This window comes from Pedobacter frigiditerrae (assembly GCF_004331645.1).
Classification (GTDB): domain Bacteria; phylum Bacteroidota; class Bacteroidia; order Sphingobacteriales; family Sphingobacteriaceae; genus Pedobacter; species Pedobacter frigiditerrae.
Window position 1 is genome coordinate 89,508 of sequence record NZ_SJSK01000007.1, and the last position, 24,203, is coordinate 113,710.

13 protein-coding genes are annotated in these 24,203 nt (G+C 39.8%); 10 read left to right on the forward strand and 3 right to left on the reverse strand.

What is annotated here, in order from left to right:
* The first annotated feature begins 9 nt into the window (after positions 1-9).
* The 3 genes from EZ428_RS21530 (at position 10) to EZ428_RS21540 (ending at position 10,773) form a co-directional block, all read left to right on the forward strand.
* Positions 10-9,234: an RHS repeat domain-containing protein gene (locus EZ428_RS21530; protein WP_131555410.1), complete on the forward strand. Its 9,225-nt coding sequence runs from the start codon at positions 10-12 to the stop codon at positions 9,232-9,234.
* Positions 9,200-9,838 carry a hypothetical protein gene (locus tag EZ428_RS21535; protein ID WP_131555411.1) on the forward strand — a complete coding sequence of 213 codons (639 nt, stop codon included), beginning with the start codon at positions 9,200-9,202 and terminating at the stop codon, positions 9,836-9,838. The genes EZ428_RS21530 and EZ428_RS21535 overlap by 35 nt, the downstream gene beginning before the upstream one ends.
* A 236-nt stretch (positions 9,839-10,074) precedes the next feature.
* The gene (locus EZ428_RS21540; protein WP_205945794.1) at positions 10,075-10,773 is read left to right on the forward strand and encodes an IS1 family transposase; all 699 of its coding nucleotides are present in this window, start codon (positions 10,075-10,077) and stop codon (positions 10,771-10,773) included.
* A 10-nt stretch (positions 10,774-10,783) separates the two neighbouring features.
* On the opposite strand, the gene EZ428_RS21545 is transcribed toward EZ428_RS21540, so the two are convergent.
* Together EZ428_RS21545 and EZ428_RS21550 are read right to left on the reverse strand one after the other, a co-directional pair.
* Positions 10,784-11,116, reverse strand: a complete 333-nt coding sequence (locus tag EZ428_RS21545) for a type II toxin-antitoxin system RelE family toxin (protein ID WP_131555412.1) — start codon at positions 11,114-11,116, stop codon at positions 10,784-10,786.
* Positions 11,106-11,315, reverse strand: coding sequence for a hypothetical protein (locus EZ428_RS21550; protein WP_131555413.1), 210 nt, complete (start codon positions 11,313-11,315; stop codon positions 11,106-11,108). The genes EZ428_RS21545 and EZ428_RS21550 overlap by 11 nt, the downstream gene beginning before the upstream one ends.
* A gap of 667 nt (positions 11,316-11,982) precedes the next feature.
* Here EZ428_RS21550 and EZ428_RS21555 point away from each other — a divergent pair.
* Both EZ428_RS21555 and EZ428_RS21560 read left to right on the forward strand, forming a co-directional pair.
* Complete coding sequence (locus EZ428_RS21555; protein ID WP_131555414.1) at positions 11,983-12,834, forward strand: hypothetical protein; 852 nt, start codon at positions 11,983-11,985, stop codon at positions 12,832-12,834.
* Positions 12,835-13,131: 297 nt separating this feature from the next.
* Positions 13,132-14,139, forward strand: coding sequence for a PorP/SprF family type IX secretion system membrane protein (locus EZ428_RS21560; RefSeq protein ID WP_131555415.1), 1,008 nt, complete (start codon positions 13,132-13,134; stop codon positions 14,137-14,139).
* 1,118 nt (positions 14,140-15,257) lie between these two features.
* On the opposite strand, the gene EZ428_RS21565 is transcribed toward EZ428_RS21560, so the two are convergent.
* Positions 15,258-17,276, reverse strand: a complete 2,019-nt coding sequence (locus EZ428_RS21565) for a T9SS type B sorting domain-containing protein (RefSeq protein ID WP_131555416.1) — start codon at positions 17,274-17,276, stop codon at positions 15,258-15,260.
* Between the two features lie 332 nt (positions 17,277-17,608).
* Here EZ428_RS21565 and EZ428_RS21570 point away from each other — a divergent pair, with 332 nt between their 5' ends.
* Genes EZ428_RS21570 through EZ428_RS21590 form a run of 5 tightly spaced genes read left to right on the forward strand, consistent with a single transcriptional unit; the run spans position 17,609 to position 24,184 of the window.
* On the forward strand, positions 17,609-18,919 hold the full coding sequence (locus EZ428_RS21570; RefSeq protein WP_131555417.1) for a tail fiber protein: 1,311 nt from the start codon (positions 17,609-17,611) through the stop codon (positions 18,917-18,919).
* Positions 18,920-18,974: 55 nt separating this feature from the next.
* Complete coding sequence (locus EZ428_RS24150; RefSeq protein ID WP_205945796.1) at positions 18,975-20,303, forward strand: hypothetical protein; 1,329 nt, start codon at positions 18,975-18,977, stop codon at positions 20,301-20,303.
* A 4-nt stretch (positions 20,304-20,307) separates the two neighbouring features.
* Positions 20,308-21,483: a hypothetical protein gene (locus tag EZ428_RS24155; protein ID WP_205945798.1), complete on the forward strand. Its 1,176-nt coding sequence runs from the start codon at positions 20,308-20,310 to the stop codon at positions 21,481-21,483.
* Positions 21,476-22,942 (forward strand): tail fiber protein, encoded by a 1,467-nt coding sequence (locus EZ428_RS21585; RefSeq protein WP_131555418.1) that lies wholly within the window; start codon positions 21,476-21,478, stop codon positions 22,940-22,942. Before EZ428_RS24155 ends, EZ428_RS21585 begins: the two co-directional genes overlap by 8 nt.
* 3 nt (positions 22,943-22,945) lie before the next feature.
* Complete coding sequence (locus EZ428_RS21590) at positions 22,946-24,184, forward strand: hypothetical protein (protein ID WP_131555419.1); 1,239 nt, start codon at positions 22,946-22,948, stop codon at positions 24,182-24,184.
* Positions 24,185-24,203: the final 19 nt, after the last annotated feature.

The window sequence follows — 24,203 nt, forward strand, 5'->3', positions numbered from 1 at the left end:
ATAGTCACTATGTCAGTTGCGCTCCGAAACTTAACTTTTATAGGCTTATTGCTATGTTTTTTTACTAAAAGCTATGCCAGTACAGAGCCTTATGAGAATTTTATAAAGGGAACCATAAAAAAGGGAGATAGCCTAATGGTTAAGGATGAGAAATTCCGTAACCCGGTTTTCAATTGGGCTGAAATTACCAATATTAAGGTACAGAATAGCATTAGCTTAAGGGTTTTAAGTGAACAGGCCATTAGCCAAAGTTTTAGCTGCGCCATGAAATTGCAGGTATCTTATTTTAGCTCTCCAGAACAGGTTATACCAACAATAGATACCATTACTTTAAATGTAAACTATAACAAAACATATGGTGCATCTTATCAATACCTAGATCATAAGGATTTTACAAATGGGTATGAGGTAAAAGTAAAGGTACTTGATGTAAATAGCCCAGAGTTTGGCACACAAATGCCACCAGTATTACAATTAAATGCCAACATTGTTATTGAACGTAAATATCTTTTTAAGCCTCATCTTTTTATCGGTATAAATGGACAGCTAAGTTCAAGCCCTAAGGCTGGTGCTGCGATGAGAAGCCTATCTGGAGGAAGCGTTAATGCAAGTAACCAATTGGTACTTACCTGGGATAATGTGGTAGGTGAAGAAGAGTACGATATTGAATGGGTAATTGTTGATTCTCTGAGCGAAGTTTATGGTAAGGTGGATACCTTATTTCGCAGTTTGGGAAGTTATGCACCTGCTCAATTAGCTGGCATTTTTAGGAACAATGCAACTAGGATAACTACTAATAAGCAGGATTATAATATATCATTGTTATTTAATGCCGATTATATCTTTGTAAGAATGAGGCAGGTATCCTATAATTCTATAGGGTTAAGAGAAGAAGGAGAGTGGTCTTACGTTAAAACAGATAGTGATTATGCTATTTGGGAATTAAATTGGCACGAGAAAGACCTCAATTGGCAATATGCAGTTACCTATGCAGAAGAAGGAAAGAAAAAAGAGGTGGTTAGTTATTTTGATGGTACATTAAGAAGTCGTCAAACTGCAACCTTAAACAATACTGATGCAATTGCGGTAGTGCAAGAAAATGTTTACGATCAATTTGGACGTGCGGTGGCCAGTATTTTACCTACCCCAGTAAAGGTAGGAAACGGAAACCCAGAGCATCTTCATTATTTTAAAGGGTTTAATTTAAACACTGCTGGTAAATCTTTTAGTTTCAAGGACCTTAAACTTAATGATACGCTCTGTTTAACCTTGCCTCAACCCTTGGATAGCATGAGTCTTTACGGTGCTGCTAGGTATTATTCATCCAAAAATAAGTTTCTCGAAGATGCAGCTTATGTTGGCCTTAACCCATTTGTGAAATATACGCCAAATGCATTTGGATATCCCTACTCTTTAACCAAATTTACAGCAGATAATACTGGCCGTCCTAAAATTCAAGGTGGAGTTGGGCAAACTTTTCAACCAGGTGCAACAGGAGATCATACTACAAAATATTTTTATGATAAACCTTTGCAAGAAGAGCTAGATAAGTTGTTTGGTAATGATGTTGGAGACGCCATTCATTACCTTAAAAATACAGTGATAGACCCAAATGGACAAGCCAGCATTAGTTATTTAAATGCTAGTGGTAAAACCATTGCCACAGCCTTGATTGGTGCTACACCTGCCAATGTACAGAGCTTACCAGGTAAACCCGCAGTTGTTAAAGATACGGTTAACCTGATTAAGGCATCACAATTTAAATTTGATGCCAGTAGCCTGAAATTAACGGCAACAACTACCTATACAACTGTATTGCAGGATACGATCTATCTTAAATACAATATTGAAAATTTAATTAGTAGATACCCTGATGGTGCTTGGAAACCTTGTAGCAATTGTTATTATGATTTATCGATAGTGGTAAAAAATGATTGTAATAAAGAGGTTTATAAAAATGTAGGTACTACTCATTTTGGTTCTAAGGTAAGTGATTGCAATTTTGTTGCTAATATAGATACTGCCTTAAGGGTGCCCCTTGAAAAAATGGGAGAGTATTACATCAGTTTTACGTTGGCATTAAGTGATACTGTAATTCAAAATTATACCAAAGCGTTTATAGATGCCGGACAAATTAATGGAGAAATTAAAAAGAAAAAGGTATTTATTGATCGTTTTTTAAACAGTAGTAAGTTTATTGAGTGTTTTAATGACTGTAAAACTGCAAGAATGATGCTGGGCACTAAGCCACAATTTACCAGTATGTTTAAAGCTCATTTAGATTCTTTAAAAGAAAATTCGACCAATTATACCTTACAGATAGATTCCATATACGAATCATTGCTAGTTAAGGTGGGTAACCTAGAATCAACTTGTATAAGTGCCCCAACTCCCTGTGATGTGTATGAAATTCCGATGCGACTTGATGTGTCGCCAGGAGGACAATACGCCATGGTTGACAGTACAGGTACACTTTTAGAGTTGAGCACTAATGTAATAGAGCTTTATTTTAAGAATGGCGCATTTAATACTATACTAGATACGGCTAATGCCACTTATAAAGCTAACTTGATTACCCGTGAAGATGGTTCGGTTACCTCCCCTTATGCAGCTGGTTTTACAAGGGCAGACCTTATTAAATATTGGCAATCCGAATGGGCAGCGCAATTTCTAAGCTTTCACCCAGAATATTGTAAACTTGAATTTTGCCGTAGTAATGCAGGTTCAGTGGCTTGGGATGACCGGTTGAAGGGAACAAATAAGGCTTCAAATGTAAATGCTGTGGCAGGGGTAGCTTATACTAGAACAAGTCCAACTTGGCTTTTGGCTAACGATCCATTTTTCTTGTCAACTGGACAAGGACATTTATATGCAGATAGTCTTGCAGCAGATTTAACTAATTATAGTTTAAAAGTCTTAAAATTAACTAGCTTCAGTACTAAAAACCTAAGTCAATATGTAGATTTTTCTCTGTATTGTTCAGATACAAATGCGAGCACCAATTCAAGCACAAATCCTGCTATATGGGATAACTGCTTGCCAAAAGATTCTTGTAGGGTAGAAAACAGGGAGTGGGCTCTGTATAGAGATATATACCTTGAATTAAAGGAGAAATATTTCCAAAAAGTGAGACAAGCTCAATGTCATAGTTGTGAAATTGGTGCAAAGCCAGTACTCCCATCTACTGCCTGTACTAATATATTAACCCTAGGGGTAACGGGTGTGCAAACGGCCCCTAATCAATTTGTAGAAAGTAATTACAGCGCCAACTTAAAAACAACTTATACTTTTCTATCTGGTTCTGCTGATGTGAATCCAAATTTAACAGGGTTATGTTCTACTGCTACTCCTGTATTTTACGATTGTATTAAAGTTACCTTTTCGGGTACTACCGTACAATTGTATAATGTCTGGAAAATTACTTGTACAGAAGCCATTGCTACTTGCGAGGTTACGGGTGTACTGTATGCTACCTCAAATTTGGGAGGTAATGTTTTTGCGCAAACTGGTAGTGGTTATAGTTATATTTATACCTTTCAAACTGGTTATAGCTCTACTAATCCTCCTACGGCATATTGCAACGGCAATACAGTTTCACCAAGTTTTTATGAGTGTTATACTGTTTGGTGTGCCGGTGTGCAAACTAACTATTATAATGTTTGGGTAAGTGTATGTAATAATTACAATCAAAATCCTTGCGATGTAGAACTTCCTCAGTTTATGGAATCGGCTATTGTTGCCAATACACAAACGGTTAACCAAACACAAAGTAAAAGCAGTGGCGGTAACACCAATTTAGTAGTTCCACCCCCTTGTGAAGAATATGTAGAATTAATGGCTGCTAAAACCAGCAATGAGCAAATAGCAGCATCTTATTATGATCAAAGTATTTACAGCATAAAAACCACTGAAAAATTAAAAGGCAAACAAGCAAAAACACCAAGTACAAAAAATAGATTTACACCTTATGCTTTTAAAGAGCGATTTGTATTACAGAATGGACCTGGGAATTTTATCATCCGTAACAATGTGTGGGTAGCTAACTTAATTCCTGATAGTAATTCTGTAAATGGCAAACAAGCAAAAATTCTAGCCAAAATGGCCAGTGGTAAAAATACTGCTGCTAAAGGTACAGCTTCAAAATCTGGTGGGAGTACAACGATGAGTTTGGGCTTTGGAAGTGCCATGTGTACCACGCTTAGCGATGACGATTTCGGAAATTACAATATTGATTGCATGGGTAGTAGTTATACCAATTGGAATAGGAGAACCACCATTTTATTACATGATGGAAGCGGAAACCCTGTGGTGGCTACAAGTCCGGTTGTAGTAACTGTTAGTTATGGCTCTGCGGTTTCTGTTGGTGGCGGTGGTTCTACTGGAGGGACATTTAGTATACCAATTACCATTCCGATTGGCCAATCTAGTGGCCATTATGACTATACATCTGTTTCTTATGCTGATGAAGGCGTTGCTTCGTATTGTATAGCTACTACTACTGGTATCAACTGTATAGAGAGCATTACTGGTTCTTCATTTTGTGAGGAAACAACTTTATGTGGGGGCAGTGAAGGAGGTAATCCTTGTCCTACTATATTGCTTTCAAAAATTTCGAGGTTCAATAACTTGGTTCCTGGTGGCACTGTAACGGCAACTGAAAGTGAGCTAGATGCAAAAACTAAAGGAGAAGCAGCCTCATTCTTGAATGAAATTTGTGATCAGAATGCAGTAAACTGGGTTAATCGTTTAGATACAGCCAGTATATCTGCAAGTAATGAAATATTATTGGCACAAAAATTTGCTGAAATCTGTAAAAAAGGTGGTGATATACAACGCCCTACAGGATCTAGTAGTATAGCGCCAGGCCAGAGCCCTGTGATGGTGGGCAGTACACCTTGTTATAACTTTGGCGATGTGATTAAAGCTGTTCTAGGTATAACTACTTTTACCAATGGCATTAACCCTTGGTTAATAGATGATGTTTATCCTTATGATGTGGTGCATGAGGCCACGCCTACGGTTATCTCCAATACCAACGCAGCAATTTGTGCAAAGTTGAGTAGTTTAAATCCAAGTTCATTGAGCAATAGTGCCTTTTATGCACAATTACAAAGTAGCTATGGCGCTGCCATGACCCTTAGTTTTGCTCAGTTCGAAATCTTGTTAAAAGGTTGCAGTAACTGTAAATACCTATTGTCTGAAGATTTAACCCTACCTGTGTTTTTAACCCCAGGTGCACAGGGTTGTATCGATATCAATAGCTATAACACGGCCATGACTGCACTGAACACTGCTTTTGGTAGTACATTAAGTAGCAGTTGGACAAATTACGAAACCATTGTGTCTAATTATTTGAACCACAAGTTTGGTTTCTCATTTGGTTACGATCGTTACCAGCAGTTTGCAGCAGCGGGTACTGGTTTGTTATGTAATGAACCACCTTTTTCTGGTGTAGAAGAAGACCCTTATGCCTGTGCCAAGACCTTGATTAGTATAGCCCACGCCAATGGTGAGGCCGATTATGAAGTTTACATCACCGAAGAAAAAAATAAATTCCGTAATGCATATGTGAGCAAATGTGCCAGTGCACAGGTAAATGTGTCTACCATTGTTAAAAAACAAACCTATCATTACACACTTTATTATTATGATGCAGCAGGTAACTTAGTGCGAACTGTACCACCAGAGGGTGTAAGTGCCCTTAACAAAGAAGAAATTGCATTAGTAGCCAAGGCTCGCGAAAAACAAGCAATTGTTTGTAATTACAATGGACCAGATACAGCAGCCGTTAAAGATGGGGCCCTGCAAAAACTTTCCAATGTATTGACAAGTGGTACTAATGCACTGGAATTTTGGATGTATACCCAAAACACCGGGGGCAGACAATTTATTGCGCATACGCCAGATTGGAAGTACATGGTACAAGTATGTGCCAATGGTAACCTGTTAAACGTTGATATATTTAGCCTTAACCAAACCTCAGCAAGCAATGTGAGCATTACCTTAAGCAATCATGTAACCGCTAACGTGGGTGCTGCCTTGTTATATGCTCCTTGGACACATGTTGTGGTGCAGGGCGCAGGCTTAGCTACTGGAAGTTTACAGATATGGGTAAATGGTATACAATATAGTCCTGTAGCTGGCGCACCAAGTGCAGGTTGTGCCTGGGGTATTAATGGCAACCCTGTTACCATGCCGGTAAACATGGCCAACCTGAAGCACCTCCGTATCTATGAGGGCAGGCTGATGACGGGGACCGAGATCTTGGCGAATGCAAGGAGCAGTTGCTTTGCCGCCTACAACCTGGCCAATTTATATTGGTATCGTTTCAACCTACCCACAGAGGGCGGCCCAACTGCCCTGGCAGCAAACACCACGCAGGAAACCCAGTACAATGGAGTCTATCCAGCGCATGGCCTAACCACTACCTATGCCTATAACAGTACCAACCAAGTTACGCAACAGCATACGCCAGATGCGGGAAAGAGCCTGTTCTGGTATGACTACAAGAGCAGGTTGGTAGTTTCGCAGAATGCCAAGCAACAATTGCTCAATAACTTTAGCTTTACCAAGTACGATACACTGGGCAGGATCACGGAGGTTGGTTTAAAGAATACGATTGACACCTCTATGCACCAGTCGTACTACATGACCGACGCCAAGTACCTTAGCTTCCTGGCAGCCAACCAGGGCAATGATACCGAGCTTACCCAAACCGTTTACGATGCCCAGCCAGCGGCAACCGGGGGGATTGCCAGTGGCTTTACCCTAAACAACCTAAGGAAAAGGGTAGCGGCCAGCATATACCGTGAAACAAGGAGTAATAACAATATTAACGCCAGTTATTATAGTTACGATGTAACGGGCAACGTGAAAACACTGTACCAACAGGTTTATGGGCTAGGGCTTAAGCAATTGGATTACGAGTACGACCTGCACAGTGGCAAGGTTAACTTCCTGGCCTACCAGCATGGGGCAGCCAATAACGACCGCTTCTACTACCAGTATGAATATGATGCCGAGAACAGGTTAATGAAGGCCTTTAGCGGTACGCAGGCCACGGTGGTAAGCTATGGCGTTGGCAGCAAGATCAATGAACCCAACCTAAGGCAAGATGCCTTTTATAAATATTACCTGCATGGTCCACTGGCCAGGGTAGAGCTGGGCGAGGAGGAATACCAGGTACAGGGTAGTGACTATGCCTATACCCTGCAGGGTTGGCTAAAGGGCGTAAATGGAAGTGGGCTGAACCGGGACACGGATATGGGTGGTGATGGCAAGGGTGTTAGCAACATGGCAAAGGATGTACTGGCCTATAGCCTTGGCTATTACAGTGGCGATTTTGCACCTATTGGTGGCAGTGCGGCCAATGCCTTTAACCTTAACTACCAACAGAGTGGTAATGATATAAGTGGCAAGGGGCTTTTCAATGGCAACATCAGCAGCAGTACCTATGGCATAGCCAAGATAGACAGCGTGAGCACCCCAATGCGTTACACCTATGGCTATGACCAGCTGAATAGGCTGAAGGTAATGAGGCAGCACAACATAACGGGCTTGTGGAACGATGGGAGCGGCAACACCGCTTATGGCGAGACCTTCAGTTATGACGGCAATGGCAACATACTCTCGCTGAGCAGGAACAAGGCAGGTGGCGCAGGCATGGACCAGTTGGCTTATGGCTACAACTATACCAATGGAAAGCTGGTGAACAACAGATTGAATTATGTAAGGGATGACAATACGACCAGTAATGAGACAGGTGAACTGAAGGGACAGGCCAACTATGGCTATGATGCCATAGGCAACCTGATAAGCGACAGCAACGAAGGGCTAAATAACATAGACTGGAACGTTTATGGCAAGATCAAGCAGATATACAAGGCTACGGGGAATATCAGCTATGGCTATGACCCAAGCGGTAATAGGGTGAGCAAGGCATTGAATGGCCTGAGCACCTATTACGTTAGGGACGCTCAGGGCAACAACCTGGCGGTTTACGAGAAGACCGGCAGTACCATTAAATGGAAGGAACAGGGCCTTTATGGCAGTAGCCGATTGGGGATGTGGAAGCCAAACTTTCCTCTTATAAGCGACAGCGCCGCCTATAAATGGGGCAACCTGTCACTGAAGCAGTACGAGCTGGCCAACCACCTGGGCAACGTAATGGTGGTGCTTAATGGATACCGGGGACTTGTTGGCGGTGAGCTGAGTGCAACCATTGTAAGTTCACAGGATTTTTATAGCTTTGGTAGCCAGATGCCCCAAAGGAAATGGGGACTGGCCTACCGTTATGGATTTAACGGCAAGGAAAATGACAATGATGTGAAGGGAGAGGGCAACCAACAGGATTATGGGATGAGGATCTATGACCCGAGGATCGGGAAGTTCTTGAGTGTGGATCCGATAACGTCTAAATATCCAGAATTGACACCATACCAGTTTGCAAGTAATACGCCAATTGAAGCTATTGACTTGGATGGTTTGGAATCTGCGAGTATAAATGCATATATGACTTCACTGTCTAGACAAAGAGATGCTGCTCTGAAAACTGGAAATGCTAAGCGAGCTGCTGAAATAAAAGCGAAGATAGAAACTCAGGCAATGGGTCATATTATTATGGCAGACAATTTGCTCACGCGTGGAGCCATAACTAAGTTTTTTACAGCTGCTACATTTTTTAGTGCATTTAACGATAATGCAGCAAAAACACAAGACGGAAGAGAACTACAGAATAAGGAGTCTTGGAAATATGCGGGTGATGCATTTTTGATGTATACAAGTGAAATTGCTTTTACAAGAATTTTCAATGTAGCATTACCATTATTAAAGTCTTCAATTAAATTTTCTAGGGGTGTTTCTACTACATTTGCTGAGTATGAAGGACAACAGCTTGGATATTACTCGTATTCGGCTGACAAAGGTTTAGAATTGGATTTGTATATTCCTAAGAATTTACAAGGAAAGGGTTTGGGGACAAAAATTTTCGAAACTGCAATTAATACAACAAAAACTGATAAATTTACTGCTAAATGGATAACGAGTGTTGAATATGAAACTGGTTCTTCAGTTAACTTACAAACCTTTTATAATTCATTAAAAAATAAATTAACCGAGTCTGAGGCTGCCTTTTCAACCTGGTCTGGAAAGCAAGCAAAAGCAGCTGGATTTAATAATGTAGAAGTTAAAAGAATTGGGAATGGCATCGAAGCTACCTTTACTAAAACCCCTTAATGAGATGAATCAAGTTTGTATAAGTTCTACAATAATAAATAGAAATATAATTTGGGATTATTTTTCCATAAAAGATATAAAGGAACTGAGGTTTAGTTATATTGATTCAACGATTCCTTTTTGGTCAATCGATGAAAAATCATTAATCTTGTTGACTGCCGAACTAGAAGGCTTGATAGATTTCTATTTATCTAAAATAAAAAAAACTGGGAAATCTAATACCCTTATTGAATATAAAAGAGATGTTTATAATTTAAATTTTAGGGATGAAACAGAATGGTATTTAGGTTTTCTGATGGACCTTTATGATATGTTGAATAGTACGATTCAATTCAGCGAAAAACTATATATATTCAATAGAGATTTAATAAAGAAAGATGAATGTGATAGCATTATAACCTATTTGCGTGGTAGTATTTGGTTAAATGAAAAAGAATTATTTGATGGAATAAATCTCCATAGAAAACAAATAAGTAATGACTTGAATCTTAATATTAAAACCTTGCAATCAGGATTAAAAAAACTAATGTCTTACGGTCTGGTTTATTATGATAAAACATTAGATAGCTATTCACTTACAGCAATTGGATATATGTTTAGGTAGGGTAGTGGGTAATGTATCAAACGTGTTGGTGATTTTATAATATGTATATTATCAATTAATTAGAATTTTAAAATATAGATTTATAGGGGTAGTGTATCAGACGTGTTGATGAAGCCTTTAAGTAATCTTATCGTTTTATAAATCAATAGGTTACTTTTTGTTGCGATAGCTATTTCTTGAAAACCAGTGGGACAATCCCATTGGTTTTTTATTTTTAATGCCTTAAAACGCTTGAAATGAATTCTAATTTATATTCGTGTATCAGATGTGTTGATGAAAAAAATGCATTGAATGTTTTTACCGATAAAGTTGTCAAGGTAGGCTTTACAAAAGCGGGCAAGCAAAGATTTCGATGCAAGGCTTGCGGAAAAACTGGAATGGAAAATTATTCCTATCGAGCTTATGAGGTTACCCTTAATGATCATATTGTCCGATTAACGAAAGAGGGGATGGGAATTAGGAGTACGGCAAGATACTTAAGAATATCTACCAATACCTTGCTAAGGAGAATTATATCCATTGCCAATGAATTATCCATACCTCAAATTTCTACCAACAAAACCTATGAAGTAGATGAAATGAGGACCTATATCAAGAGCAAGGATAGGGTGGTATGGATTGTATGTGCCTATGAAAGGGAAAGTAAGCGTATTGTTTCATTTTATACTGGGCATAGGACTAACAAAACATTGAATGTTGTCTTAAAAACACTGCAACTTGCCAATGCGAAAAGGATCTTTACAGATGGATTGAGAAATTACAGGTACCTGATAGATAAGGGTATTCATAGAGTGAAGCGGTTTGCGACCAACCATATAGAGCGTTTTAACCTTACTCTAAGAACGCATTTGAAAAGACTGAACAGGAGAACGATCTGTTTTAGTAGGAGCTTGCTGTTATTAAATGCGGTATTGAAGATATATTTGTTTGCCTAGATTACAGTAATCAATTCAATTCTAAACTATCTACCATTTCTTTAAGCTCATTCGTCTTAAGGTCGGCTTTTTCGCCCTTGTCATAAATAGTGAGCAGATAGACCGTTTCCGTTTCAATATATAGGTAAGTGATCACTCTTGCTCCTCCACTTTTGCCCTTTCCCTTACTACCAATAGCCAACCGAATTTTATAGCAGTTGTTTCCGATAAAAGTACCAACTTCAGGGTTAGCAGTAATGTTTGAAATGAGTTGGGCAAACTCATTTTTGATGGATGGGAATTTTTTGGCCAGTCGCTTAAGTTCTTTCTCAAATCGGTGGGTAGGAATGATGCTATAGCTCATCTAAAAGCTCTTGTGCCGTTTTCAATTTTAGTTTACCCTGTTTATGTAGACGTACCTCTTCAGCAGCCTCTTTGAGATCGTCCCAAAGTTCAACAGCAACAGTAGTCATAGGCTTTGCCTTTTTTACAAAAGAAAGGCTGTTTAGAACTTTCATTGCGAAGGTTATCTCGCTGTCGGGAATATCTACCAGTACTTTCATTGTGTTAATATTTTGATATTGTAAAGTTACAAAATAAGCGAGGAATGCGAGCGTAAATTTAAGTTTTTATATGAACTATTGAAAAACGACACGTGACGACGGTAGTGTGTCAAATGTGTTGGTGATTTTATAATATGTATATTATCAACTGATTATAATTTTAAAATATAGATTTATAGGATAAAACCGAAGTGTAACAGCCTCTGTTTTTTTATTTAATGCTTTGTTGGGTTGTGGGTCTGGGCCGGATAGGTTTCAACGCCATTGCACTGCCTGAATTACCTAGCCACCGACAGCAGCGTTATCCTTTTGGGCAAGGAGGATTCTATTTAAGTTAAATTTCCCAAAAGATAAAGCGTATGGCGGGACTTACATTGATAGTTGCACTGCCTTTGCGCTTCTGAGGAAGATGTTGAGACGTTGAGTTGTGGGTTGTTGAGTTGTGAGAAGTCCGAAAGTCCGAAGATAAGGAGTAGAGATGGAGCAGGGATAAAACAAAAGCTTAAGAGGTTAATCAAACGCAGTACGCATATCGCCATACCAATAAAACTTTCATCTGCATTTTAAGCCTGTTGAACTAGCAAGATTGGGTTTCTGTGTAATCATTTTTTATAAAGATGGGCAGTTTGTAACTTAAAGCCGGAAACGGCATTTTAATCGAGTTACAATGAAAAAAATAATTTTAGTTTTACTTTTCTTGCTGCCTTTATTAGTGAAGGCACAATACCCTACCTCTTATGCAGGGGTGCCACCTTATCAGGTTTACATTTACTTGGGTACTTTGCCTGTAGATAATGGTTATAACTATCATAAAATTAAGGCCGAGGTTTTAGGTGGAGGTTATTTTGGTACCTCATTGGGAGAGACGGTTTTCTATATCGCTAATCGTGGTGGTGGGCTACAAGTCAATAAAGTTTCTTTAGGCAGCAATTACACTGATAACTATATCCTAAAGGCTTACAACCGAACCGATGGTACAGTAGATTGTTACCTCTATACCAATAACTACGTGGCAGTGGCCGTTAAGTCTTTCATGCTGGGTGGTGGACCAAATCTAATTACCAATACCATTACTACGGCTACGCCAAGTGGCACAGAAATTACGCCATTGCCCATTAAATCTAATTTGGTAACGGATGTAAATGGTAACATTGGCATTGGCACCGAGAGTCCGCTAGAAAAGCTTTCGGTAAATGGGAGAATTAGGGCCAAGGAAGTAAAGGTGGAAACAAATCCTGCCACTTGGCCAGATTATGTTTTTGAAGATGGCTACAAGATCAGGACGCTGCAAGAATTGGAAGGTTACATTAAGACCAATAAACACCTGCCGGAAATGCCAACGGCTAAGGAAGTGGAAGCGAACGGAGTGGAGTTGGGAGAGATGAATAGACTGCTGTTGAAAAAGGTTGAGGAATTAACGCTGTTGCTGATTGAGCAAAATAAGAAGCTAATGGCACAGGGTGAGGAGATAAAGAAAATTAGAGAAGGAAGTCCGAGAGTCCGAAAGTCAGAAAGATAGGGGACGAGGATTGTTTAGGGTTTAGAAAGATGTTGAGACGTTGAGTTGTTGAGTCGTGAGAAGAGAGTCAGTAAAGTCGGAAAGTCGGAAAGTCCGAAAGCTGGAAATGTCGGGATTTCATTGCACTTAACATTGATGTCATTGGTTCATTTGTAATGTAAAAGACAAGATTGCTTAGAGATTAGCATTTAGGGTTAGGTTTAAAAACTTTGCGCTCTTTGTGTCCTTTGCGGTTAAAAAATTTAGTGCTTAAACGCCCAACGATTAACGAACAACGAACAACGATTTATAAATTAAATGAAGAAGTATTTTTTGCTGGTTTTATGTTGTTTTTCATTTGTTGCTTTTGCGCAACAGCGACCGCAGTATACGCAATATGTGCTCAATAATTTTTTGCTTAACCCTGCCCTGAGTGGAATAGAAAATTACACCGATGTAAAACTGGGTTATAGGCAACAATGGAAAGGTTTGGCTGATGCACCTCAAACCAGCTTTGTTACAGCTAATTTTGCCTTGGGCGATGCCTATTTGTGGCAAAACCCGCTTTCTTTTGAAGAAGGGGGTAATGACCCCCGAAACCAGAATTACCAACAAAACTATACCGCATCGCCAGCGCACCATGGGGTAGGTTTTTCGGCCGTAATAGACAAGGCGGCCCAACTGAGAACTGCTGCCTTTAATGTGAGTTATGCTTACCACTTGCCCTTAAGTGGAACCTTGAATTTATCAGCTGGCCTTGCCGCTGGCCTAACTAAAATAGGGGTTGATGTAAATGCCCTTTTGTTGGAAAACCCAAATGACCCTGCTTTAAAGAATGCTAGTGAATCTATTTACAAGCCAGATTTAAGCGTTGGTTTATGGTTATATGGTGCGAGGTTCTTTTCGGGATTATCCATTCAGCAGTTGCTGCCACAAAAGCTAGCTTTTACGAATGATGCGAATTACAATTCGGGCAAACAGGTGCCACACTTGTTTTTAACCAGTGGTTACAAGATAGGAGTGGCGGAGGATTTGAGTCTCATTCCATCGTTCATGGTTAAACTGGTAAACCATGTACCCCTATCGGTAGATGTGAATGCCAAATTGAACTTTAGGGATAAGTTATGGTTGGGTGCTGGTTACCGTGCCAACGATTCGATGAACCTGATGGCAGGCATCAACATCAACCACCAGTTTAACTTAACCTATGCCTATGATTTTACGACCTCGCAATTGAACCAAGTAAGCAGTGGAAGCCATGAAATTGTACTGGGCATTCTCCTTAACAATGTTTACAAGGTTGTTTGTCCGCAGAAGATGTGGTGAGGGGAGTTGAGTTGTTGAGATGTGAGAAGAGAGTCAGTAAAGTCGGAAAGTCCGCAAGTCCGAAGATAAAGAGCAGAGCTGGGATAGGGATAAAAGAGCTAAAAGATTGTTTAGCGGTTAGGGTTAGGTTTGAAAACTTTGCGCTCTTTGTGTCCTTTGCGGTTAAAAACTGAAGGCTTAAACGCCCAACGATTAACGAACAACGCACAACCATAAGATTGTTTAGAGGTTAGGTTTGAAAACTTTGCGCTCTTTGTGTCCTTTGCGGTTAAAAACTGAAGGCTTAAACGCCCAACGATTAACGAACAACGCACAACCATAAGATTGTTTAGAGGTTAGGTTTGAAAACTTTGCGCTCTTTGTGTCCTTTGCGGTTAAAAACTGAAGGCTTAAACGCCCAACGAACAACGCCCAACGCACAACCATAAGATTGTTTAGAGGTTAGGTTTAAAAACTTTGCGCTCTTTGTGTCCTTTGCGGTTAAAAAGCTTAGTGCTTAAACGCCCAACGATTAACGAACAACGAACAACGATAAGATTGTTTAGTTAGTGTTTAGGGGTTAGGGTTGAAGCCCCTGAAAAACTAAGATTAGGTGTACTTGCCCGCCTACCGCAGACAGGGGTTTCTTAGGTGGTTTAAAAAAGCTAAAAGACTAAAGCTTAGGTGTGCTCAGGTTTCTCAGGTGTTTAAAAGAGCTGAAAGGTATAAGCAGAAAGGCTAAAATTGGAAGCGACCAACTGATAACTTATTTAATAAAAATAAGATAATCTAATTTTACTCATTGATCATGCCACTAATCCTTAGATGCCCTTACCTGCCTACCGCAGGCAGGGATTTCTTAGATGGTTAAAAAGACTAAGCTTAGTTGTACTTACTTACCTGTCTACCGGAGGCAGGGGTTTCTTGGATGGTGAAAAGGTACGGAAGTTGGGAAGATAGAGAATGAAAGCTTGGTTAGTGTTTAGGCTTAAAGCTGCTCTGTGCTCTCTGTGAAAAACTTTGCGCTCTCTGCGTTCTTTGCGGTAAAAAGGAGCTAGGTTAGGGTTTAGCGGTTAGATTGAGTAACGGAATTCTCTGTCGTCTTTCGTTCAACGCATAACGAACAACGTCAAACGAACCTACCTAATCAACGTAATGGAACCATTGTGTTTCACTTCCTTGTTAAATAAATCTAAGCCAGTGATTTGATAAAAATAGGCACCTACGGGCACCGCTTGGTTATGCCAAGTACCATTCCAAGAATTAAAGATATTATTGCTTGTAAAGATCTTATCGCCAAAGCGGTTAAAGATATTAATGTTGAATTTTTTGAGGTTGGTGATATTGATATTAAACTCGTCATTTACCCCATCTCCGTTTGGAGAGAATGAATTGGGTACCAACAAACTTCCTGCAGGTAAAACAACTAGATCGTTAATGCTAATGGAATTGAAACAGCCATTTGTGGTATAGGCTGTTAAGGTAACTTTAAAAGTCCCCTTTTGATAGGTATGCGTGGGTTCTTTTTCGGTAGAGTTTTCATTGTCGCCAAAATCCCAGAGATAGGTATTGGCATCGGTACTCAGGTTAATGAATTTGATGGGTGCTGGGGCAGCAAATTTTCCTGGCAATTGTGGGTCGGTCATGAACTTAGCTATAGGGTTTTTAACTATAGTAGGTATATTGATGATGGCTTCTTCACTGGTGCAATCGCCAACCGTGATTTTAAGGGTATAATTGCCTGCCTGGTTGAGGTTGATAAGTGGAATGGCCACTGATGCTGTGCTGGCAGTAAAGTTTAGTGGCCCAGTCCATAAGTAACTCGCCTCAGCAATCTCGGGTACTGATAAGTTGATGGTGTCTTTGAGGCAGAAACTAGGTTTATTGGCTCTAATGATTGGTTTTTGCGGTGCTTCTGCAATGTTTAAGGTGTAGGTGCTCAGGTTAACACAGCCTTTTGCACCTGTTGTTTCTAGTACAATGGTTTTTGTTCCGGTACTACTGTATTTAATGGTATGTGGACCAAGAGCGGTTGAGCTAGCCAGGCTTGCTCCTTCGCCAAAACTCCATTTTAAGTTAGTGTAACTGCTGGCATTGGCATTAAAGGTAAAGTCTTGATTAGGTGTGCAAGCTTGGTTTTTGATCACGCTGATTGCTGCTTTTGGTCCTTCAAATGTTACGGTACCACCGAAGGCGAGGGTAAAGCCATTGTTACCATTCGAAAAATTATCGATCAAGAGCGCATAAATATGGCCTACTTCCATGTCTACAAACTTTAACATGCCATCTTGCCCTGCAACACAACCACTTTGTTCGCTTAGGTCGGTAGCATCCACGCTAAGGCCAGTTATGAAATACCTTGGACTGCAATTAACCCCACTGCCTGAGGCGCACCTGATGGCAGTGGCGGCTGTTACCTTACTGCAATCGCCATTGATACCCAAATCAAACAGTACCCAATCAATGTCATCGGCCGTATTGGTTGGGGTAATGGTAAACGTAAGGGTGCCGTTATTGGCTGCGGTAAAGGTATACCACGCCGTATTCGACTCTGTGCTTAAACAAGTGCCAATGGCTTCGTGGTTATTATTGCCTGCACCGCTGATGTTGAGTTCGGTAAAGGTTTCCTTGCTGCATAGGGTAGCTGCGGTACTACAGTCTTGCCCAGGTTTTTTGGGTGGGTTGTAATTGTTGATGCACATTTTAAAGGTACCTGTGGCATCGTTTTCGGCACTAACTCTAATGTAATAGGTATTGCCTATGGTTAGTCCGCCTTTATAGGCCGTGGTTAGGTTGTTATTGCTAGTCATTGAGCCTATTTGCTCGCTAAGCACATTGTTCTCGTAGGTATAAAATGCGGCAAGGGGGTTAACCAGTTTATTGGTGTTTCCTGTGGCTTTACCGGTAACGGTTACATTAATATCCGTATGGGTGGCGGTAAACTTAAACCAGATGTCTTTCCCTTCGGTTAACCAATTGCTTGCTTTTTTATAACCGCTGGCTGTGGCATCTGTATTGGTGAAAATTTCGTCTGCAGAGCAGTAACCAGTAATGCTGCTCAGCGTTCTTGCGGTTTTAATATCGTCGTTATCTGGTACTGCCGCCAATGTAAGCTGATGGCTAAATACGCAAAGGAAAAGGAGAAATAGATAACGCATGGGGCGGGCTTGTATACAATGGCAACTAAGATAACAGATAAATCAGAATAAGGAAAATAGGCAAAAACCTGTTTTGTGAAAAGACGGTTTTATTGCGTAGCAGATGGGTAGGCTGAGAAAAATACCCTCTTGTCATGGGGTATTTTGTCCTTTCAAATTTGGTCTTCATGTGTTGTAATTCACTTTCCATGGAGCGCTTTTCCCATTCCGTGTTTTAAGGCTAATTTGGTGGCAAGGGAATTAGATCGCGACTATAAAATGAGAGGTGTCTTAGCTACTTTTTGTCAAGTAAATTAGGTTTCTTTTTTCCAAATCATCATTAAAAAAAAGGAATGAAAATAACTGTTACAGTCATGTTAGGATTATTGAGCTTTGGGACTTTTGCCCAATCGAATGTTTATCCAACTACAGGAACCCCGATTATATACGATTATTCTCCTGGTCTTACCCTGCAACGAAATACGGCTAACGGGGGCTTCACCCAAGGTATCCAGACCAAATTACAGAATGGAGATAACAACTGGTTTTTTGGGAACTTAGACAACGGACAGTGGATGGTAGCTAAGGGGGATTATCAGTATCCAAGATTTACGGTAATGTCTAACGGTAACGTAGGAGTTGGTGTTAATACGCCTAGTTATAAACTACATGTGAATGGTGATATTGCCATACCCTATACAGCTAGACTGCTGTCTGATTTAGATGCAGGAAATAACATTGCTATTCATGACGGCAATGGCTTGATGAAATTCGCCACAGCTGGTCAAGATAGATTGGTTATTGCTAATGCGGGCAATGTAGGTATAGGCACAACAGCTCCGCAAGCAAAACTACATGTGACTCAAAGTGCCATGGATCAACCTGGTCTGGTCATTCAGGGTACCACCATCAATGCAGATGCTGCACAACACTATGTGGCACTTACACTTGATGGTGATTATGGAAATGGCACAGGTAACTATTCGCAGATTAGAAGTTACAGCAACCTTTACTCGCAATGGGGCAGTCGTTTGGCCTTCTTTACCACGTCAAATGCACCTGCAAATACTTTGGTTGAAAGAATGAGGATCGATGCGAATGGTAATGTTGGTGTGGGTACAACATCGCCAACAGGCATTTTGGAGCTTCAAAAGTTAAATTCTAACCTGGCATTTGATCTTAGCACTAATGGGTTATCTAAAATTGTAAGTAAGGGTTGGAATGCAAGTATTGACATGCATACCTTTCAAGTTAATGGAACAGAAAATTTAAATCAATTCAATATAAATACAAATGGCAATGTTGGTGTGGGTACTGCAACACCAAACGAGAAACTTGCGGTTAACGGTAAAATCCGTGCCAAGGAAATTAAGGTAGAACCTAATCCGGCCAGTTGGCCAGACTATGTTTTTGAGGCAGACTACAACATCACATCCTTAACAGCCCTAGAAAAATATATCAGGGTTAATAAACACCTGCCAGAAATGCCAACGGCCAAAGAAGTAGCCGTTAATGGCGTAGAGTTGGGAGAAATGAACAGGTTGTTACTGAAAAAAGTAGAGGAATTAACCTTGCATTTGATTGAAAAAGATAAACAGTTGCAGGATTCAGATAAAAGACTGTCAAAATTAGAGGCGATAGTACAGCAAATGGTCAAAAAATAGCGAGCATCAAAAATGTTATAAATGATAGAACACCTTACTTTTTGTAAATAGAAATATGAAAATAATTTATACGGCTTTATTAAGCTTATTGAGTGCTGGAGTTTTTGCTCAATCGAATGTTTATCCTACAACGGGAACCCCAATTATATATGATTATTCTCCTGGCCTTACCTTACAGCGAAATACAGCCAGTGGGGGTTATACGCAAGGGATACAGACCAAATTACAGAATGGAGATAACAATTGGTTTTTTGGAAACCTGCATGATGGGCAGTGGATTGTATCTAAGGGAGACCATCAGTTTCCAAGATTCACGGTAGAAGCCAATGGTCATATAGGTATTGGGACCACTTATTCCAGATCAAAACTTAATATCAATAGTTCGGGTTCAGATCTTAATGGTGGTAATGTTGATATCGATGCAAATGCGCTTGTTCTTCAGGCTACAATAGGCAGTCGTTCCACTACAATCGGTCCAAAGATAGAATTTGCAATGCCAGTAAATAGCGATGGGACAAACCCATGGTCTTTGGCAAGGCTCATGACGGTGGCAGGTAATTCATCCCCTGGTGATGCGACCGGAAAAATGGTATTGGGAACCAGAAGATATTATAATAAGCTTGGTGCGGGATCTCAATGGTATTTTGGTGACGATCTGGTAATAGATGGAGGTGGGAATGTTGGTGTTGGGACCTTAAACCCAAGGGCAAAAATAGATGTAGCTACCTACATAAATGATGGTGTGCTGGGAAGTGTTTTAGGAAGGTTGGTAGAGGGTGATGATACTGGCAGTGGAACATTTGTTGGTTTAAGGGGATTCGGAACACAATCGGCCCTTAACGGTAAAAGTTTTGCCATAGAGCACAGCTTTTATGGCGAGACAAATAGTTCTATCAGCTTTTATAGGGGTAATTCTAGAACCGGGGGTTATTTAACGTTCTCTACCAATAGTAACTATGAAACCATGAGAATTGATCCGAATGGCAATGTTGGTATTGGTACCACAACACCCAATGAGAAACTTGCAGTTAACGGTAAAATCCGTGCCAAGGAAATTAAGGTAGAACCGAACCCAGCTACTTGGCCAGATTACGTTTTTGAGAGCGATTATAAGGTTGGAACCTTGGAAGAATTGGAAAGTTATGTAAAGATCAATAAACACTTACCAGAAATGCCAACAGCAAAGGAAGTAGCGGCTAATGGTTTAGAATTAGGTGAGATGAACAAGTTGTTGTTGAAAAAGGTAGAGGAGTTAACCTTGCATTTGATTGAAAAAGATAAACAGTTGCAGGATTCAGATAAACGATTAACCTCTCTTGAAGAAGAAAGTAAAACAATGAAAGAACTTTTAAAGATTATTCAATTAAAACTATCAAAGCCATAAATAGATGAAGCATTCAATTACTTTAATACTGTTCTTTTGTACTTATTTAACTTCCCTTGGGCAAACTACCTTAGATCGCAACGACGCTGGTTTAAGAGGTGATGCAGGTGCTACTTCAGGTTTTTTTCAAGCGGTATCGCCAGTCAACTTCCCTACGGTGGCAAGCAGTTGGTGGCACTTATTAGATGTGAGACATACAAATGGGACTAATAATTACGCCATGCAATTCTCTGGAAGTTTCTTTGATCAAGATTTGTATTTCCGCAAAACGAATAATAGTGCTTCACAGACTTGGTCGAGGGTACTTTTGGAAGTTAATGGTAAGGTAGGGATTGGGACACTAACACCTGCTTATGATTTAGATGTTACCAAATTTTTGAGGGTAGGTGCCCAGGGAGGTAGCGATGTGGCACTATTGGGAGGAGGTTCTGGTATAGGTGCTCAAATGAAGTTGTTTTATCATAATGGAGCAGAAAATGTGAGGCTTACTGGTAATAATGATAGTTGGTTAAATGCAACAATTGGCAATGTGGGTATAGGTACAACTGCTCCAAGTGAAAAGTTAAGTATTTACGGAATTGTGAATACAAGCCCAGGAATTTTATCACTAGAGAGTCATAGAAATGATGTAACATACGCGGAAGTAGGTGCCTTGAAAGGCAAAAATGGCACTGTTGAAGTGACAAGGATTGGGATGTTGAGAGGCGGAGAAACTTTTAGCGGAGTAATGAATTTTTTTGTAAAAGCAAGTAATGATAGCCCTTTGTTCGAAGCCATGCGAATTGCTGAAAATGGTAATGTAGGTGTTGGTACTATGGTACCCAATGAGAAATTTGCCGTAAATGGAAAGATAAGAGCCAAGGAAATTAAGGTAGAACCAAACCCCGCAACCTGGCCAGACTATGTTTTTGAGGAAGACTACAACATCACATCCTTAACAGACCTAGAAAAATATATCAGAGCTAATAAACACTTGCCAGAAATGCCAATGGCTAAAGAAGTAGCCGTTAATGGCGTAGAGTTGGGAGAAATGAACAGGTTGTTACTGAAAAAAATAGAGGAATTGACATTACACTTGATTGAGAAGGATAAAGAAGTACAAAAACTGAATGTCAATTTCGAGCATCTCGCTAAGGATTTTGCAGAATTAAAAAAACTGATATTAAAGAAAAATGATTAGAACCACGATTAAAATCACCATTTGCTTAATGCTCCTGCTGAGCACTGTTTCTTGGGCACAGACGGCAACAACCATTACTGTTGGTGGTACAGATGATAAATATTACCCTGTTACCTTTACTGACCCAGAGTGGAGTAGTGGCAAACCAACAGAGATTTATATAGGTAGGCCAAATGTACATACAGATGGATCACTGAAAGGTTCAACACTTGCCAATTTTAAATATCATACTACGCAATGGGGTAATCAATCTAATTTTATATCCGCAACGATTGAAAGAAGCCAGTTTGCTGGTTTTTTTGCAGGTTGGGCAGATGCTACTACTAATAATTCCTCAACCAAAATTGTTATTTGGTTAAAAGGTGGTGGTATGTCCTATCTCGTTAAGAGTGTATCAACCGTAAGCATTGCTGTTCATGATGGTGTTCAGAATGCTTTACCGTTTTTAGAAGAAAATGGACCGGCAAGAAGTTATAAAACAACAATAGATAGTTATGTAATTACAGGTTCGATGAGCAGTAGTAGCTCGCTCGTTGCAGGAAATGGTACTTTTTTAGCAAATGTGGGTATTGGAACGCCTACACCTCAGGCAAACCTAGATATTTTTAGAGGTTATCAAGAAACTCAAACCAAGGCTTTTAAAATGTTTTATCAAGGGTCTTGGGGTACCGCTCCTTATGCAACAGGTTTTAGGTTTTTGGATATTGAAAGTACAGAAGGCGGAAAGATACTACAGTTAAATGGTTATGGTATGGGAATAGGATATGATCCGCCTATTTATAACTCTACTGATAAATTATATATTAATGGAAACGTTGGCATTGGTACAAACAACCCGTTAGCAAAACTTGAAGTAAGAAATGGAAATATCTTAGTGAAAAACTTAGCAAATGTTACTAATGAATCGATGCCAATGATTGCCCAATCTCTTTCTTTTGGACCCTATACAGCCTTTGGAACTTCAATAAATACTTTCACGGAAAACGAAGGAAACAATTCTTACGCCTTGCAATTTCTAACACAGGAGACTTTTTTAACAGGGCCAAAGGAAAAGTTCAGGATAAGTGCAAATGGAAACGTAGGCATTGGCACTGCCACACCAAATGAGAAGCTCAGTGTAAACGGAAAGATAAGAGCCAAGGAAATTAAGGTAGAACCTAATCCGGCCAGTTGGCCAGACTATGTTTTTGAGGAAGACTACAACATCACATCCTTAACAGCCCTAGAAAAATATATCAGGGTTAATAAACACTTGCCAGAAATGCCAACGGCCAAAGAAGTAGCCGTTAATGGCGTAGAGTTGGGAGAAATGAACAGGTTGTTATTGAAAAAAGTAGAGGAGTTGACTTTACACTTGATTGAGAAGGATAAACAGCTAGATGCTGAGATTAAAAAGAATATTAGCCAGGAAGAAAGAATTATATCAATTGAGAAAATTTTAAAGGATATCAAAAAATAAAAGATGAAGAATTTAAAACTATTGGTACCAATGCTGTTTTTAGTTAATATTAGTTTGGCACAAACCAATACCTTCCCTGCTAATGGAAATGTAGGGGTTGGAACAGTAACACCAGCTGCAAAACTTAGCTTTAATAATGTAAATGATGGAACAGATGGTGCTGATGGAATTACATGGTATAACCTTGGGCCATTAGATTATGGAATTTATCGTACTCCTGGAATGTGGTCGGGGCCTTCATTTCAGCAACTCAAGCTGAAATGGGACACTGGAATCATACTAGATCCTGGCGCTAGCCATGGAAAAAGTTATGTTGATATTCAAGGGGCTGGTTTGAGGGTAAGCTCAGGTAATGTAGGTATTGGGACACTTACGCCCCAGGCAAACTTAGATATTTTTAGAGCTTATGATGCAAGCCAAACAAAAGCTGTTAAAATGTTTTACCAAGGGTCATGGGGAACTGCTTCTTATGCAAATGGTTTTAGGTTTTTGGATATTGAAAGTACCGAAGGTGGAAAGATACTACAGTTAAATGGTAATGGTATGGGGATAGGATATGATCCACCTACTTATGGAACTTCTGATAAACTATATATTAATGGTAATGTGGGCATTGGGACAAACAATCCGCAAGCCAAATTGGATATTTTCAGTGCTGATAATACTGCTGTAAATCCCTTACTTTCTATCAGATCAAATTTTCATGTTGTTGGAAACTATGGAATGATCAGGTTTGGAGATTATACACAGACTACGAACTATCAAAAAGGTGCTGTTATTTTTGAAAGTGTTTCTGGTGCTGCCAGGGGAAAATTTCACATTGCATTAGAAAATACAGATGGTAGCAATAGTGTTTCTTTAGCTGATGCAAAGTTAACCGTACAACCAGACGGTAATGTGGGCATTGGTACCATGACACCTAATGAGAAACTTGCCGTTAATGGCAAAATAAGAGCCAAGGAAATCAGGGTTGAACCAAACCCAGCCACTTGGCCAGACTATGTTTTTGAGGCCGATTATAAGATTGTAACCTTGGAAGAATTGGAACATTATGTAAAGACCAATAAACACTTGCCAGAAATGCCAACTGCCAAAGAAGTGGGGGTTAATGGTTTAGAGTTAGGTGAGATGAACAGGTTGTTGTTGAAAAAGGTAGAGGAATTGACATTATTGCTAATTGAACAAGCAAAAGAAGTAAAACAACTTAAACATGAGGTTAAGCTATTAAAAGACAAAACTTAGGTGGCTAGAATGAAATGAT